This window comes from uncultured Porticoccus sp. (assembly GCF_963975625.1).
GTDB lineage: Bacteria > Pseudomonadota > Gammaproteobacteria > Pseudomonadales > Porticoccaceae > Porticoccus.
On record NZ_CAXBHS010000005.1, the window covers coordinates 142,778 to 158,420 of the forward strand.

The 15,643-nt window shown below is 51.4% G+C and carries 10 protein-coding genes; 8 read left to right on the forward strand and 2 right to left on the reverse strand.

The features are described 5' to 3' along the window. Positions 1–6 precede the first annotated feature (6 nt). Positions 7–1,365, forward strand: coding sequence for a UDP-glucose/GDP-mannose dehydrogenase family protein (locus AACZ64_RS06575; protein ID WP_339639794.1), 1,359 nt, complete (start codon positions 7–9; stop codon positions 1,363–1,365). A gap of 62 nt (positions 1,366–1,427) precedes the next feature. Here AACZ64_RS06575 and AACZ64_RS06580 read toward each other — a convergent pair whose 3' ends face one another. Next, on the reverse strand, positions 1,428–2,234 hold the full coding sequence (locus tag AACZ64_RS06580) for a UDP-2,3-diacylglucosamine diphosphatase (RefSeq protein WP_339639795.1): 807 nt from the start codon (positions 2,232–2,234) through the stop codon (positions 1,428–1,430). 222 nt (positions 2,235–2,456) lie between these two features. Between AACZ64_RS06580 and AACZ64_RS06585 the strand changes: the two genes are divergently transcribed. From AACZ64_RS06585 to AACZ64_RS06595, 3 genes are read left to right on the forward strand one after another with little or no spacing between them, the layout of a single operon-like run. Next, a complete protein-coding gene (locus AACZ64_RS06585; RefSeq protein ID WP_339639796.1) occupies positions 2,457–3,611 on the forward strand; it encodes an efflux RND transporter periplasmic adaptor subunit in 1,155 nt (384 codons plus the stop codon). After that, a complete protein-coding gene (locus tag AACZ64_RS06590; RefSeq protein ID WP_293614556.1) occupies positions 3,608–6,730 on the forward strand; it encodes an efflux RND transporter permease subunit in 3,123 nt (1,040 codons plus the stop codon). The genes AACZ64_RS06585 and AACZ64_RS06590 overlap by 4 nt, the downstream gene beginning before the upstream one ends. Positions 6,731–6,733: 3 nt before the next feature. Beyond that, entirely contained in the window at positions 6,734–7,204 is a 471-nt protein-coding gene (locus tag AACZ64_RS06595; protein WP_293614557.1) for a DUF2721 domain-containing protein, read from the forward strand. 80 nt (positions 7,205–7,284) lie between these two features. On the opposite strand, the gene AACZ64_RS06600 is transcribed toward AACZ64_RS06595, so the two are convergent. After that, positions 7,285–9,255, reverse strand: coding sequence for a sigma-54-dependent Fis family transcriptional regulator (locus tag AACZ64_RS06600; RefSeq protein WP_339639797.1), 1,971 nt, complete (start codon positions 9,253–9,255; stop codon positions 7,285–7,287). 468 nt (positions 9,256–9,723) lie between these two features. Here AACZ64_RS06600 and AACZ64_RS06605 point away from each other — a divergent pair, with 468 nt between their 5' ends. The 4 genes from AACZ64_RS06605 to secB all read left to right on the forward strand — a co-directional run bounded on the left by AACZ64_RS06605 (position 9,724) and on the right by secB (position 15,566). Then, a complete protein-coding gene (locus tag AACZ64_RS06605) occupies positions 9,724–11,865 on the forward strand; it encodes a hydantoinase/oxoprolinase family protein (RefSeq protein WP_293614559.1) in 2,142 nt (713 codons plus the stop codon). 72 nt (positions 11,866–11,937) lie between these two features. Next, the gene (locus AACZ64_RS06610) at positions 11,938–14,265 is read left to right on the forward strand and encodes a hydantoinase B/oxoprolinase family protein (protein ID WP_293614560.1); all 2,328 of its coding nucleotides are present in this window, start codon (positions 11,938–11,940) and stop codon (positions 14,263–14,265) included. Between the two features lie 87 nt (positions 14,266–14,352). Beyond that, positions 14,353–14,853 (forward strand): acetone carboxylase subunit gamma, encoded by a 501-nt coding sequence (locus AACZ64_RS06615; protein WP_036858740.1) that lies wholly within the window; start codon positions 14,353–14,355, stop codon positions 14,851–14,853. A gap of 266 nt (positions 14,854–15,119) precedes the next feature. Continuing rightward, entirely contained in the window at positions 15,120–15,566 is a 447-nt protein-coding gene (gene secB, locus AACZ64_RS06620) for a protein-export chaperone SecB (RefSeq protein ID WP_293614561.1), read from the forward strand. The last annotated feature ends 77 nt before the right edge of the window (positions 15,567–15,643 follow it).

Below are 15,643 nucleotides of genomic sequence, written 5' to 3' on the forward strand. Positions count from 1 at the left end.
AGTGGAATGAGAGTGACCGTATTTGGTGGAGGCTATGTGGGGTTGGTGACCAGTGTTTGTCTTGCCCATGTTGGCCATCAGGTTTCTTGTATTGATCAGGATGCACTTAAAATAAATGCGTTGCGTCGAGGGATAGCCCCTATTTTTGAACCCGGTCTTGAGGACTATCTGGTAGAAACGCAACGGGAGGGATCGTTGGTGTTTACGACCGACGTCGCCGAAGCCGTTACCCATGGCGAAGTGATTTTTATCGCCGTGGGCACGCCCTGTGATGAAGATGGTGAGGCGGATACCCGACATGTCCTGTCAGTGGCAGACACGATTGGCCAGTATCTGCAGGACTCTGCCGTGATTGTTAATAAATCCACGGTGCCTGTGGGCACAGCCGATGAAGTGAGGGCCCTGATTGAAAAGAAGCTCCATCATCGTGCGCTCGATATACCCTTTGACGTGGTCTCAAACCCCGAGTTTCTGAAAGAAGGTGCCGCCATCGGTGATTTTATGAAGCCGGACCGGATTGTACTGGGCACTGGTTCCGAACGGGCCACCGGTATTATGCGGGAGCTTTATGCACCGTTTAACCGAAATCATGAGAAGTTGATTGTCATGGACGTTCGCTCAGCAGAGCTGACCAAATACGCAGCAAATGCGATGCTGGCCACCAAAATCAGTTTTATCAATGAGATAGCGAATCTTGCCGAATACCTGGGTGCCGATATCGAAAAAGTTCGTCTGGGCATCGGTGCGGACCCCCGCATTGGCTACCATTTTATTTACCCTGGTTGTGGTTACGGGGGCTCCTGCTTTCCAAAAGATGTCCGTGCCCTGCAGGTGACGGCTGAAAAGGCGGGTTACCACACATCCCTGTTGTCGGCTGTACAGCAGGTGAACAGCCAGCAAAAGCAGCGGCTGTTTGAGAAGCTCTATTGTTACTTTAATGGTGACTTGAAAGGAAAAACCATAGCCGTGTGGGGGTTGGCATTCAAGCCTCGAACTGACGATATGCGCGAGGCCCCGAGCAGAGTGCTATTGGAGTCTCTCTGGCAGCATGGTGCCCTGGTACAGGCATACGACCCGCGTGCCATGGAAGAGTGTCAGCGCATCTATGGCGATCGCGACGACCTGGTGCTGGTGGGCACCAAAGAGTCTGCGGCGAAAGGTGCCGATGCGTTGGTGATCTGTACAGAATGGAAACACTTCTGGGCACCTGATTTTGCAGCGCTTGCCGAGAAAATGAAGCGACCCCTGATTGTTGATGGCCGCAACCTGTTTGATCCCAGGCGGGTTGCCGAAGCCGGTTTTGATTATCTGGCAATGGGTCGGACGGGTGTCGTGAAACAGGGGTCAATAGTCGCAGAGCAGTGATAGATGCGCTCAACAGGCTGGCGCAGGCAGTGTGATCTGATTGCCCCCGGGGTCGCTGTCCCTCAGGAGAGCCGTGGTAGTGAATACGGGGCACTGATTGAGCTGTCATTGGCCGCCTGATCGCATTTGATCGCCTGTTGCAGGTCACCCCAGTGAAGCAGCTCGAGTTTGCCCTGACGATGTTCGACCAATGCCGTGCAGCTCTCTACCCAATCGCCATCATTGCAATAGAGAATCCCGTCAATCGTTCGGATTTCCGGTTGGTGGATGTGCCCGCAGACAATACCGTCTGCTTCCTGACGAACAGCTTCCTTGGCCGCCGCTTCTTCAAAAGCGATGATGGCCGCACGGGCATTTCTGACCCGGTTTTTCACGTACTGAGCGAGCGACCAGTAGGGCAGTCCCCACCAGCGCCGCAAGGCGTTGCTCCAGCGGTTAAAATGTAGCAGCAGGCTGTAGCCGGCGTCGCCTGCCAGGCGTGCAAACCGGTTGCACAGCACAGCATGATCGAACTCATCACCGTGCAGCAAGAGTAATTTTTTGCCTTCGTGGGTGGTGTGGACAAATTGTTGGTGAATCTCGATATTGAGAAGCACGGTACCAGCCACTTCTCTCATCAGATCATCGTGATTGCCCGGTATATAAATCACCCGGGTGCCGTTATTCGCCAGATCGATGATTTTGCGCAACACCTCGTGATGACTGGGTGGCCAGAGAAAAGAACGTTTCATTGCCCACAAATCGACCACATCCCCTACCAGATAAAGCCGGTTGGTGTGAGTTTTATTGAGGAAGTCCAGCAAGAAATTTGCCTTGCAGTCCCGGTAGCCCAAATGAATGTCCGATAGCCATATGGCGTTATAGTGCATAGCTGGCCTCACAGTTCTTGATTACAGAGCTTTGTTGGAAACTTAGTGGCCTCAGATGACGGGGGCATGGCATATTGAAGAAGCTTTGATGACAGCAACTGTTTTGAGGCGAGATTGGTACTTTCGGCAGATTGCTGCCAGTTTGATGGCTACAAGGGCCGGGATCTCACGTGATCCTGTGATAATGTCACTTCCCCCAATTAGAAGGATAATCAACAGACTATGGGTCAATTAAAAAGAGCGCTTGTCCCCCTGATGATTGTGCTGGTGGCCATTCTGGTAGTGGTCTTATTGGCCGGAATCAGGCCTGAGCCAGCCCAACAGCCCCGGGCGGAACCGGCACCGCCGGAAATTTCCGCTATGACAGCCATTCCAGCGCGCCGCCAGGTCAGTGTGCTGACCCAGGGCACGGTTCAGCCCAAGGTTGAAGTGGCGCTGGCTGCCCAGGTTGCGGGACGGGTGCTGTCTGTTTCACCAAATTTTGTCGATGGTGGTTTTTTCAGTGAAGGCGAAGTGCTGATGCAACTGGATGCCAGAGACTACGATATTGAAGTCATCCGGGCATCATCACGGGTTGCCGAGGCGGAGAAAACCCTTGCCATGGAGCGAGGACAAGCCAGGCAGGCAAAGCGAGAGTGGCGGGATTTGGGTAATAGAGAAGGCAACGCATTGTTTCTGCGTGAGCCACAGTTAAAGGCGGCAGAAGCTGCCCTGGCTGGGGCCAGGGCGGATCTCGAGCAGGCCCGTATCAATCTTGAGCGTACGACGATTGTCGCACCCTTTGATGGCCTGATACGTCAGACCCAGGTGAACAGCGGACAGTATGTGAGTTCCGGCATGCAGGTGGCAGAGATTTTCGCGACACATACCATGGAGGTACGCCTGCCATTAACGGCGAGTCAGGCGTCGCGTTTGAATCTGCCGCTCCGGCCCGAAGCCGACAGCCCGCTTCAGGTGACACTGTCGGCGAGGTTTGATGGGCAGCAGGCCGACTGGCCTGGCCTGCTGGTGCGCACAGACGCCACCATTGATACGCGAACCCGGGTCATTTACGGGATTGTCGAGATAACCAATCCCTATCAGTATTCGCCGCCCTTGGTGGCGGGTCTGTTTGTCAACGCAGAAGTAGTGGGTCGCTCCTTTGATGCAGTGGTTAGTGTGCCTCGCCAGGCCCTGTATGAGAAAGACCAACTGCTCGTGCTGGATGAAGAAAACCGGTTGCATACGGTCTCTGTTCGGGTACTGCAGGTACTGGAGGAAAGCCTGTTGATCACGGGTATCCCGGAGGGGCAGCTGATCCTGCTGGAGAGGCCGGGTTATGTGGTTGAGGGGATGAAGGTGTCTCCAGTGCTTGTGTCGGCGCCGGACCTCCCATGAGCACGTCAGGTCGGGGGTTGATTCATTGGTGGGTCAGCAATCCCATTGCGGCCAATTTGTTAATGTTCATGGTGCTGGTGGGTGGCCTGACCAGTTTGCCGGACCTCGACAAGGAAATGTTTCCGAAAATACCGAGGGACGTGGTTCAGGTCGAGGTGCCCTACCCGGGTGCCGGGCCGCGGGAGGTTGAAGAGCAGATCTGTATCCGCATCGAAGAGCAGGTGCATGATCTGGATGGTATTGAGGAGCTGCGCTCGTTTGCCTATCAGGGCATGGGGCGGATTGAGATAGAAGTGGCCGACGGTCACGACACCCAGAAGTTGCTCAATGATGTGAAATCACGGGTAGATGCCATTAATACGTTACCAGTGGATTCCGAGCGACCTCGGATCAAAGAGGTGTTGGCAAGAACGCAGATTCTCAGCCTGGCTCTGGCGGGACCGATGGCGGAAGATGACCTCAAGCGACTTGCCGAGTCCATTCGCGATGAGGTCATCGGGTTACCTGGTGTCACTCTGGCGGAAATTGGTGGCACGCGGCCTGAGGAGGTCGCTGTGGAAATATCCGAGGAAACACTGCGCCGTTACCAGCTGACGTTTGAGGACGTTGTTGCCGCCATCCGGCGTTCATCGGTCAATTTGCCCGCCGGTGAGGTGCGCGAGCAAGCGGGGGACATTGTCCTGCAGACCCGGGGGCAAGCTTACCAGCGGGAAGATTTTGAGCGTATTGTGGTCTTGCGGGATACCGACGGTACACAGGTTCTGTTGGGTGATATTGCCCGTATTAACGACGGTTTTGCAGAACAGGATCTGGTGTCCATGTTCAATGGCAAACCCGCTGTATTTATCAATCTATTCAATACCCGCAATCCCGATGTTGTGGCTTCCTCGGAGGCCGTCAGAGCTTATGTTGCGGAGAAGTTGCCCAGTCTTCAGCCTGGCGTCGAATTGGTGGTGTGGCGCGATTTGTCAGTATACCTGGGCAGTCGAATTGATCTGCTGTCAAAAAATGCCCTCGGTGGGTTATTGCTGGTGTTCGGCTTACTGGTACTTTTCTTGCGACCGGCACTGGCATTTTGGGTGGCTGCGGGAATAGGTATTTGCTACGTGGGTACTCTGTGGTTAATGCCCTACCTGGGGATTAGCGTCAATATTGTCTCGTTATTTGCCTTTCTACTCATCCTCGGCATCGTAGTGGATGACGCCATTGTCGTGGGTGAAAGTATCTACTCACATCACGAGCGCGGTCTGAATGGCAATGACAGTGCTTCACTGGGGGCCCTGGCAGTTTCAAAGCCGGTCACTTTTGCCGTTTTGACCACGATCATAGTGTTTGTGCCGATGCTGCTGTTGCCCGGTGATTCCAGCAAACTGATGGCAGAAATGCCCAAGGTAGCGATTATTGCGCTGACATTTTCGCTGCTGGAGTCCTTCCTGATTTTGCCGGCGCACCTGCGTCATATGAAACCTGAGAAAGAGGCTACATGGCTGTTTGCAAAATGGTTGCAGAAGGCAAGAAACGGGGCTTCCCGGTGGATGAAGCAGTTTGCGGATTATCAGTTCCGGCCGGTACTGGAAAGTTGCCTGCGTCACAGCGGCACCACCATGGCGCTGTTTCTGGCAGTTCTGATTGTCATACTGGGGGTTTTCTTTACAGGTTGGTTGCGTGTCGCTTTTTTTCCGGTGGTTGAGGGTGAATACCTGCGGGCATCAGCCGAGCTACAGGAAGGTGTCAGTTTCGATCGCTCTCTGGCGGTCATGCGACAGATAGAAGAAGGCGTGGAGGGGTTAAAGCAGGAGCCTCTGTTGATTGGCGACGATGGGCGCTCGGTCATTGAAAACCACTATGCCGAGAGTCGGGAGAATATCGTCTCGGTTGTTCTGGAATTATCCAGTAACGAAACCCGCTCAGTCTCGTCAAAGGCGGTGGCCGAGCTCTGGCAGAAACATATAGGGGCTGTTGAAAATGTCGAGGACTACCGGGTCGAATATACCCTGATGGGGCGGCCCAAGGAGATCAATTTACTTCTCAAGGGCAAGCAGATTGATGAGTTGCGTTTGGCCTCGGTGGAAATTGAGTCCCTGTTGCTGGAATACCCCGGGGTCTTTAATGTTTCCAGTTCATTTCGTACGGCAAGCAAAGAAATAGAAATCAGCCTTAAAGACAATGCGGACACGCTCGGAATTGGTTTGAGTGATATTGCCGGACAATTGCGCAATGCCTTTTATGGTGTCGAAGCTCAGCGGATTCCACGGGAGCGGGAAGACGTCAAAGTCATGGTTCGTTATCCTGAAGCGGAGCGAGCCCGAATTTCGTCACTGGATGAGCTGCGTATTCGAACGGATGATGGCCGTGAGTTGCCTTTTAATGCTGTGGCAGATATCGCGTTTGTGCCGGGATATACGGAGATCAAGCGCCGCGATCGGAAGCGTATGGTAGAGATAGAAGGCGAGCTGGTTAGTGGTGCTGCTTCTGCCGATGAAATCGTGGCAGTGTTTATGCGGGACCATTGGCCCGAACTGGTGCAGAAATTCCCGGGCCTAACGCTGGAAATTGACGGTGCACAGAAAGATCAAAAAGCCTTTGAAATAGGCTTTGTACAGATGATGGCGCTGGCGCTCTTGGCCATTTATACCTTGCTCGCTGTGGAGTTCCGCTCATACTGGCAACCAATTATTGTGCTCAGCGCCGTGCCGTTTGGTATTGCCGGAGCCATTATTGGCCACATATTGTTTGGCAAGGAAATCAGCATGCCTTCAATGATGGGTGTGTTGGCAACCGCCGGTGTGGTGGTCAATGATAATCTTGTGCTGATTGATCGCATTAACCAGTTGAAAAAAGAGGGGTGGCATGCGATGGATGCAGTTGTTCAGGGGGCCAGGGACCGGTTTAGGCCAATCGTGCTGACATCACTGACCACTTTTTTTGGTTTGACACCGATACTGTTTGAACGCAGTGCCCAGGCTCAATTCCTGATACCCATGGTAATTTCGTTGGCTTTTGGCGTTTTGTTGGCTACTTTTGTCACTCTGCTGCTGGTGCCCTCGATCTATCTCACGGGTGAACGTATCAGGGCGCAATTCAGTGCGGGCCAGCAACCGATCGCGAGGAGCGACTAAAAGATGAATTCGATGATTGAGGTCACTGATCTGGCATTGGTTATTCAGCTGGCGGTTGCGCCGGTATTCCTGCTGGCAGGCATAGCGGGCTTTCTCAATGTCATATCCGGTCGGCTAGGGCGAATTGTTGATCGCGCCAGGGTGGTGGGTCAACGGGAACTCCGCCTGAGTGACCCTGAACAGAAAGCGATTTGTCAGCAGGAACTTAAGTTTCTTTGGCGCAGGACTAAAGTCACCAACTGGTCTATTGGGCTTTGCACGGCAGCCGGGTTGCTGGTCTGCATATTAATTGTCAGTCTATTTGTGGGCGGTTTCTGGCAGTTGCATATAGGTGGTCTGATTATCGGGTTCTTTGTGTTGGCACTGGTATTGTTGATTGTCGCGCTGATGTTATTCCTCAAGGAGGTTCAGCTGGCTACCCGCACACTAAGGGTAGCCAGAGAGTTTTCCTTTGAGGATGTTGGTGCCAGATAAGTTGATCTGACCTGTTTGCGCTTTAATGAAGCCTTGCCAAAAGTGACAGGATTTTCACAGAGAGCCTGTGAAAAGGTTATTCAGGCGCGCTTGATATTGTATTTTTTCAGTTTGATGTACAGGGTACTTTTCGCAATGTTCAGCTGTTTGGCCACTTTTGTCAGGTTGCCGCCCTGTTCACGAATGGACCGGATAATCACCTCTTTTTCGGCAAAGTCCAGGGGGTTGGCCACTTCTTCGCCTTCATGACCCTCCAGATTGGCAGCGAGGAAATCCTTGGGGAGGTCTTCCGGCCCCAGTTCTTCCCGGTCGGAGAGAAAGAAAGCGGCTGTAATCAGGTTGCCCAGTTCGCGAATATTGCCCGGCCAACTATGCTTCTCGAGTAGATCGAGCAATGGTTTGCTGAGTCGTTTCTGGTCGCCGGAATGCTGTTCCAGCAGGTGAGCGAATATATTGTGAGCGAGCAGTGAGACATCTCCGGTTCGCTCCCGCAATGGCGGTACCGTCAGTGTCATTGAAGAGATTCGGTAGTAAAGGTCCATCCTGAAGCGACCTTCTGCCACTTCCTGAGCCAGGTCTCGGTTGGTGGCGGCGATCAGCCTGAAATTGACCTTGCGCGGTCTGGTATCGCCTACCCGGCAGATTTCTGATTCTTGGAGTACCCGGAGAAACATTGGTTGGAGGTCGAAGGGCATCTCGCCTATCTCATCCAGAAATAGTGTGCCGCCGTTAGCGGCTTCTATTTTGCCAATCATGCCGCCGCGCCGGGCACCGGTGAAAGCCCCTTCAATGTGTCCAAACAGTTCGCTTGCCAGCAGATCCCTGGAAAGCCCGCCACAGTTAAGTGCAACAAACTCACCTGTGTTAGATGGCCCCTCTTCGTGCATCGCCCTGGCAAAAAGCTCTTTGCCAACCCCCGTTTCTCCCTGGAGCAAAACAGGTATGGGTGCTTTGGCAACCCGCTTCGCTTGCTGTACCGCTTTCAGGAAAGGAGCACTCTGTCCTACCAGGCGGAAAAACCCGGTAGATTTGGAGGGGGGGGGGATAGTGGTCGGGTTGCCTGATGCTCTCTGTGAAGAGCGTGCGGGGAGAGGAATGACCGCCAGATAACCAATTTGCTCCCCCTGGTGGGTGACAGGTTGGACCCACTGCTGATCTATCTGATGGAGAGCACTGTCCTGCTCGGGGGTGTAGGCTCCCTCACTGTTAAGTGTCAGAATAGGATTGTATGGCGTCAGATTGATTCTTATACCTCTGGCGGCCAGAACCTTGTCTGCCATAGTATTGGTGCGAACCAATTTGCCATCCATATCAAACAGCAGTACCCCGTCATTTCCTGAAGAGGCAAAATGATCAATGGTTGTGCCGAGCAGAAGATCTCTCTTCGCCAGTTTCAGCTGTGCAAACTGACCTTCAATTCTGCGAGCACCGGAAATGGCCAGTGCCAGGCAGTAATCATGCAGTGTGTTTTTCAAACCTGAAATATTCAGTGCACCAAGCAGGCGTTTCTCGAACGGGTCACGAATAACTGCCGCAGAACAAGTCCAGCGGCTGATGTTTTCACAGAAATGCTCAAATGCGTGAACCTGTACAGGTGCGCCAATGTTCAAGGCAGTGCCAATGGCGTTCGTTCCCGCTGCCTGCTCGTTCCAGTTGGCACCCGGGATTAAGCTGTAATTGTTGGCCAGTTCCAGTGTGTCGGGATCTCCTTCGTAATCCAGTATCATCCCAGAGGGCGTCACAAGGTGCATGATGGTGCCGGATTCTGCCAGTAGTTCTTTGGCTTCGCGCATGATGATTTCGGAGGCAGAGAGCAGTTCCCGGTGCTGCCGTCTGATTCCAGTCAGCTCTTCACCGCTGAGTTCCAGTGCCCGTTTTGCAATTAGCGGATCAACCTGACTTGTCACGCAACGCTTCCAGGAAGCTTCAATGACTGATCGCACGGTATTGTCCGGCAGGTTGCCGTCTGTCAGAAGTTTCTCGCGTGCAGAAGCAACGCGCGTCGGGTGCGAAACGGCAGTGGACCCCTTAAGGGAAGGTTCATAACTCATGACACTCTTATCTCACCGGGTTGTTATTATGAAAAAAGTCGTTGTACGATTATAGGACGTTTCTGGATTTTAGGCCTCATTAAATATAGTCACTTGCAAGTCATTCAATTACAAGTGGTTTGTAATAATGGTCCAGGAGACACTAAAGCACTGGTTTCTGTTGGCCAGAGAGTCTAGATAGTCAGCAATATCGTAGACATGAACCATTAAGCCGTGTTTTAATCCAGTTCGATTAATGTCCGGCCGGCGACTGATATTCGAACGATTATAGTCGGTTTCCGCCAAACATTAATTTGATATTTCTTATAACATAATAAAATTTAACAATAAATTTTTATTGGCACGGCTATTGCTATAGTCGTATGCGAGGGCTCCCCAGTCCGCGAATGATTTGTAGTATTAACTATAAGAAGCAAATCAAATTAAGGTGGACAGGGGTAGAAGTAATCAACATAAGAGGATATACACTTGAATGATTTAACCAATCCCGTTGAAGTTCTGGGTATCGATGCCGGCGGCACGATGACCGATACTTTTTTTGTGCGTGCAGATGGCACCTTCGTCGTCGGTAAAGCACAAAGTGACGTCGATGAAGCCAACGCGGTGCTGACGTCCAGTGTTGATGCACTGGCTCACTGGGACGTAACTCCTGAAGAAGTTTTCCCGCAAATGGTCACCTGCGTATTCTCTGGTACCGCGATGCTTAACCGCGTTGTTGGTCGCAAGGGTCTTCGCACTGGTCTGATCGTAAGTAAAGGCTTTGAAGACTTCCATCGCATGGGGCGTGCTATCCAGTGTTATCTGGGTTATGCATTTGAAGACCGTCTCCACCTCAACACCCACCGTTATGATGAGCCTCTGGCGCACATCCATGACACTCGGGGTGTTACCGAGCGTGTTGACTCCAAAGGCGGTGTAGTAATTCCCGTTCGTCTGCATGAGGCCCGTGAAGCAGCCCGTGAACTGATTGAGCAAGGCTGTAAAGCCATTGTGATCAGCTTCCTGAGCTCTTACCTTAATGGTACACATGAGCGCGCTGTTCGCGATGTGTGTCTTGAGGTTGCCAAAGAGATGGGCTCTAACATTCCAGTATTTGCTTCTGTCGACTACTACCCGGTTCGTAAAGAAACTCACCGTACCAACACAACCTTGTTGGAAGCCTACGCTGCCGAGCCTTCACGCAAAATTTTGGCTAACCTTAGCCAGCGCATGAAAGACGTCGGTGCTAAATATGACGTTCGTGTCATGGCCAGCCACGGTGGTACCATCAGCTGGAAGGCAAAAGAACTGGCTCGTACGCTGGTGTCTGGTCCTATCGGCGGTGTGATGGGTTCTCGTTACCTCGCTGAGCAGCTCGGATACGAAAACGTTGCCTGTTCTGACATCGGTGGTACCAGTTTCGACATGGCGCTGATTGTTAAGGGCAAAGTGTCCATGCATCAGGACGGCGATTGCGCCCGACTGGTACTGTCTCTGCCGCTGGTATCCATGGATACTATTGGTGCGGGTGCCGGTAGCTTTGTGCGTATCGACCCCTACAGTAACTCCCTGAAACTCGGCCCTGATAGTGCCGGTTACCGTGTAGGTACTTGCTGGCCTGCTGGTGGTGTTGACACAGTGTCTGTAACTGACTGCCACATCATCTTGGGCTACCTGAACCCCGATAACTTCCTCGGCGGTATTCTTGAGCTGGACGTTCCACGTGCTAAGCAGTGCGTCAAAGAACAGATCGCTGATCCCCTCGGTCTGTCTCTGGAAGATGCAGCGGCGGGTGTGATTGAGCTGCTTGACCTTTCCTTGCGTCAGCATTTGCGCGCCATGATCAGTGCCAAAGGCTACAGCCCCAGTGAGTTCGTGTGTTTCTCCTACGGTGGTGGTGGTCCGGTTCACGCCTATGGCTATACCATGGGTCTCGGCTTTAAAGAAACTATCGTTCCTGCTTGGGCTGCTGGTTTCTCTGCATTTGGTTGTGCGACCGCAGACTTTGAATACCGCTATGATAAGAGTACAGATATCGGTATCACCAAAGACTCAACGACTGCCGAGAAGCAGGAAGCTGTGAATACCTTGGGCGGTGCCTGGAAAGAGCTGGCCGACAAAGTGATGGAAGAGTTCAGAATCAACGGATTTACCGAAGATGACGTCACACTCACCCCCGGTTACCGCATGCAGTATCTGGGTCAGTTGAATGACCTGGAAATGAGCTCACCACTTTCCGATATCGGTTCTCCGGAAGACTGGGATAAGCTGGTTGCCACTTTTGATGAAACCTATGGCCGGGTATACGCCGACGCTGCTCGTTCTCCTGAGCTCGGTTTTGGTGTGACTGCTGCTATCATGCGTGGATCTGTTGAAACCAAGAAGCCAAGCATTCCTTCTGAACCAGATGCCGGTCCAAATCCTCCAGCTGAAGCAGCAATTGGCGAGCGTCCGTTCTACTATGGTCGTAAATGGGTTACTGCAAAACTCTACAAAATGGAAAGCCTGTTGCCTGGCAACAGAATAACCGGACCAGCAGTTATTGAGTCTGATGCAACCACATATGTAATCCCGACTGGCTTTGAAACCTGGTTGGATGGACACCGTCTGTTCCACCTGATCGAAGTTTAATAAATAGCGAACATCTACTAAGATAATTGCTAACGTCGATTACATAGACGAAAAAGATACAGAGGAATAATTATGACTATTATGAAAAATGCGTTGGGTAACACCCCCGGTGTACTACTCGCAAGCGGCTTGACTCTAAATGACCACCGTAATGCCATCATGGAGCGTACAGCCAAAACTGGTTTCTATAACGGTCACGAAACCCTCGAATTCAAGGACAAAGATCCGATCGGTTACGAGCGTATCTTCTCCAAAGTTCGTGCGGGTTTGGTTAACTCCCGTGAAGTGGCCAAGAAAATTGCTGCATCGCCCATTGTTGAACAGGAAGGTGAGCTTTGCTTTACCCTGTACAACGCTGCTGGTGATTGTGTTGCTACCTCTACGGGTATCATCATTCACGTGGGTACCATGGGTGCAGCGATCAAATACATGATCCAGAATGACTGGGAAAGCAATCCCGGTATCGCCGATGGCGACATGTTCACCAACAACGATTGTCAAGTTGGTAACGTTCACCCCTGTGATATCGCGACTATCGTACCCATTTTCTATGATGGGTTGCTGAGAGGTTGGGTCGGTGGTATGACTCACGTAATTGATACCGGCGCGGTAGGTCCTGGTTCCATGTCCAATGGCCAAATCCAGCGTTTTGGTGATGGCATCCAGATCAGCTGTCGCAAAACAGGTATCAACGATACCCCTCTGCGCGACTATTTGCATGAAAGTCAACGCAACATTCGTACGACCAAATACTGGATTCTCGATGAGAAAACCCGTATTGCCGGTTGCCACATGATCCGCAAGATGCTTACTGAGGTAATCGAAGAAGAAGGCGTTGAAGCGGTTGAAAAATTCATGTATGAGGTGATTGAAGACGGTCGCCGTGGTCTGGTTAAACGTATCAAGGCAATGTGTGTGCCTGGTACAGTGAAGACTGTTGCTTTTGTCGACGTACCCTACAGCCACCCGGATGTCCATGTTCCGTCCACTTTTGCAAAAATGGACTCCATCATGCACGCCCCTTGTGAAATTACCGTGAAACCCAATGGTACCTGGCGCCTTGATTTCGAAGGCTGCAGCCGTTGGGGCTGGCACACCTATAACACAAACCCCACTGCGTTCACCTCCGGTATCTGGGTAATGATGACCCAGTCTCTGGTTCCTACTGAACGTATCAATGATGGTCCTCGTTACGCGACTGAGTTCCGTTGCCCTGCGGGTACCTGGACCAACCCGAAGGATCGCCGTACAGCACACGCTGACGCGTGGCACTTCCTGGTGTCATCCTGGAGTTCCTTGTGGCGCGGCATCAGCCGTACGTACTTCGCTCGCGGTTATCTGGAAGAAGTTAACGCCGGTAACTCCAACCCCTGTAACTGGTTGCAAGGTGGTGGTGTAAACCAGGACGGCGAAGTTCACGCGGTTAACAGCTTCGAAACTGCGGCTTGTGGTACTGGTGCCTGTGCTATGAAAGACGGCCTGAACCACGCTGCTGCGATTTGGAACCCTGAAGGTGACATGGGTGATATCGAGATCTGGGAACTGGCTGAACCGCTGTTGTACATGGGTCGTCGTATCAAAACCAATACTGGCGGTTACGGTAAGTACCGCGGTGGTCTGGGTTATGAAACCCTGCGTATGGTTTGGAACTCAGCTGACTGGACTATGTTCTTCATGGGCAATGGCTACATGAACAGTGACTGGGGCATGATGGGTGGTTATCCGTCAGCTACCGGCTACCGTTTTGAAGCTCATAACACCGGCCTGAAAGAGCGTATCGCCGAAGGTAAATCTCTGCCACTGGGTCAGGATCGTGATCCTTCACTCTGCGAATACGAAAAACACCTCGGTCCGGATGCTATTGTTAAGCGTGACAAGCAGTGTATTACCACTGAAGACATGTTCGACAATGGTGACCTGTACCTGAACTATCTGCGCGGTGGTCCTGGTTTTGGTGATCCGCTGGATCGCGAAATTGCAGACATCCAAGAAGACCTTAACCAGAACTTCCTGATGGAAGAGTTCGCTGTAAAAATCTACGGTGCAGTATTCACCAAAGATGAAGAAGGTGTTTACACCATGGACGCAGCGAAGACCAGAGCTCGCCAGGCTGAAATCCGCAAAGAGCGTATTGGTCGCGGTGTTCCAGTGCGTGAGTGGATGGAAACAGAGCGCGCTAAAATCATCGATAAAGACGCATCTTTGGCAGTCCAGCAGATGTTCGCGTCAAGCTTCTATCTGTCAGCCAAATTCCTTGCCGAATTCAAGGAATTCTGGGATCTTCCTGCAGATTGGGAATTGCCTGAAGAAGAGCTGGGAACCCCGATGTACGGTGCAAGACACAATATTGATATTGGTGACCTGCCCGACGTCCATCCAGTGATCATGGTAGAAGAATAAGGTATTAATCTGCCTATGAGCAGGGTGGCCACTTCGGTGGTTCACCCTATCACTTGACGAATTGACAGAATATAAGAGAGTTTAGTTATGTCTACTTACACTAAGAAGCAGGTTAGTGACCTGGTCAAAGGCACCTTGGATTGGGATACAGTTCACCTGATGCTGTCCATGCCGAAAGACGAGGCTCGTTACAAGCTGTATATGGAAGTGCTGCAGGAAAATGTCTCCTATGATGACAAAATCCTTCTGGCTGTTGGTCCTCACCTGAACATTGTTGAGTCCTCCAAAGATCAGGAAATTCTCATCAAGTGCGATTGTGGCCATGAATTTGGTCATTACAGCAAAAACTGGAAACTTAACGCATTGATTTATGTTCGTGACAATGTGGAGAAGATGAAAGAGGTTTATCCAGAGCTGATGGCTCCGGATACCAACTGGCAGGTATACCGTGAGTACTACTGCCCGTCGTGCGGTATTATGCATGATGTGGAAGCACCAACTCCCTGGTACCCTGTTATGCATGATATTCAGCCTGACCTGAAGACTTTCTTCGAATGGTTGGATATGCCTGCACCGGCTAAGATCTAATGGTGCTGGGTCCCGGCCTTTGGCCGGGACCTTTTTTTATGTCTGGTATAAAATTTTAGTTACAAGTTTCCACGATAAAAGTGATGCGCTGACTGTTAGTGGTTGGCTGGCAAATGTATTACACACCCCTTTCATGCCGCCTGAAACTCGATCTGAATTGTATCGGGCCGGCAGACTATTCAAAAAAGGTATCGATGACACAATAAGCAGGCTGCGCATGTTTGTTTTGTGATCTGGTATCCTGTGCGACATACAGAGGAAAAATTATGTCTCAGAATGAAAAAGCGCAAACGACGCCACATTTTTCAATGCAGAAGATTTATCTGAAGAAAAATGACTATGAAGCACCCAATCCTGCTTCTGTATTTAAGACGGACTGGAACCCAGAAGTGACCTTGGATCTCGATATCAAGGACCAGAAACTTGAAGAAGACAGGTATGAAGTGATTCTGTCGATTTCAATTACTGCAAATAATGCAGAGCAAGTTGCTTTTCGCTTAGAAGTTGATCAGGCCGCTTCGTTTTTGATTGGCAACTTCCCAGATGATCGTCTTGAAGAGGCATTAGGTTCGGCATGTCCGGCTATTATGTTTCCTTACTTGCGTGAGACTGTAGACCATATGTTGCTGAAAGGCGGTTTCCCTCCTCTTATGTTGGCACCGGTCAACTTTGATGCACTGTATAAAGATAAAAAGGCACAACTTACTCAATAACTGTAGAGAGGCCAGGGCCTCAAGTTATATTGTTGTGTTGTAGGTTCATTGGATACGTTGTCGTGGACGCTGATCAA

Coding starts and splice junctions, on each gene's coding strand:
- AACZ64_RS06585 (WP_339639796.1), top strand. CDS start 2,457: ATGGGTCAATTAAAAAGAGCGCTTGTCCCCCTGATGATTGTGCTGGTG.
- AACZ64_RS06610 (WP_293614560.1), top strand. CDS start 11,938: ATGACTATTATGAAAAATGCGTTGGGTAACACCCCCGGTGTACTACTC.
- secB (WP_293614561.1), top strand. CDS start 15,120: ATGTCTCAGAATGAAAAAGCGCAAACGACGCCACATTTTTCAATGCAG.
- AACZ64_RS06590 (WP_293614556.1), top strand. CDS start 3,608: ATGAGCACGTCAGGTCGGGGGTTGATTCATTGGTGGGTCAGCAATCCC.
- AACZ64_RS06575 (WP_339639794.1), top strand. CDS start 7: ATGAGAGTGACCGTATTTGGTGGAGGCTATGTGGGGTTGGTGACCAGT.
- AACZ64_RS06595 (WP_293614557.1), top strand. CDS start 6,734: ATGAATTCGATGATTGAGGTCACTGATCTGGCATTGGTTATTCAGCTG.
- AACZ64_RS06580 (WP_339639795.1), bottom strand. CDS start 2,234: ATGCACTATAACGCCATATGGCTATCGGACATTCATTTGGGCTACCGG.
- AACZ64_RS06600 (WP_339639797.1), bottom strand. CDS start 9,255: ATGAGTTATGAACCTTCCCTTAAGGGGTCCACTGCCGTTTCGCACCCG.
- AACZ64_RS06615 (WP_036858740.1), top strand. CDS start 14,353: ATGTCTACTTACACTAAGAAGCAGGTTAGTGACCTGGTCAAAGGCACC.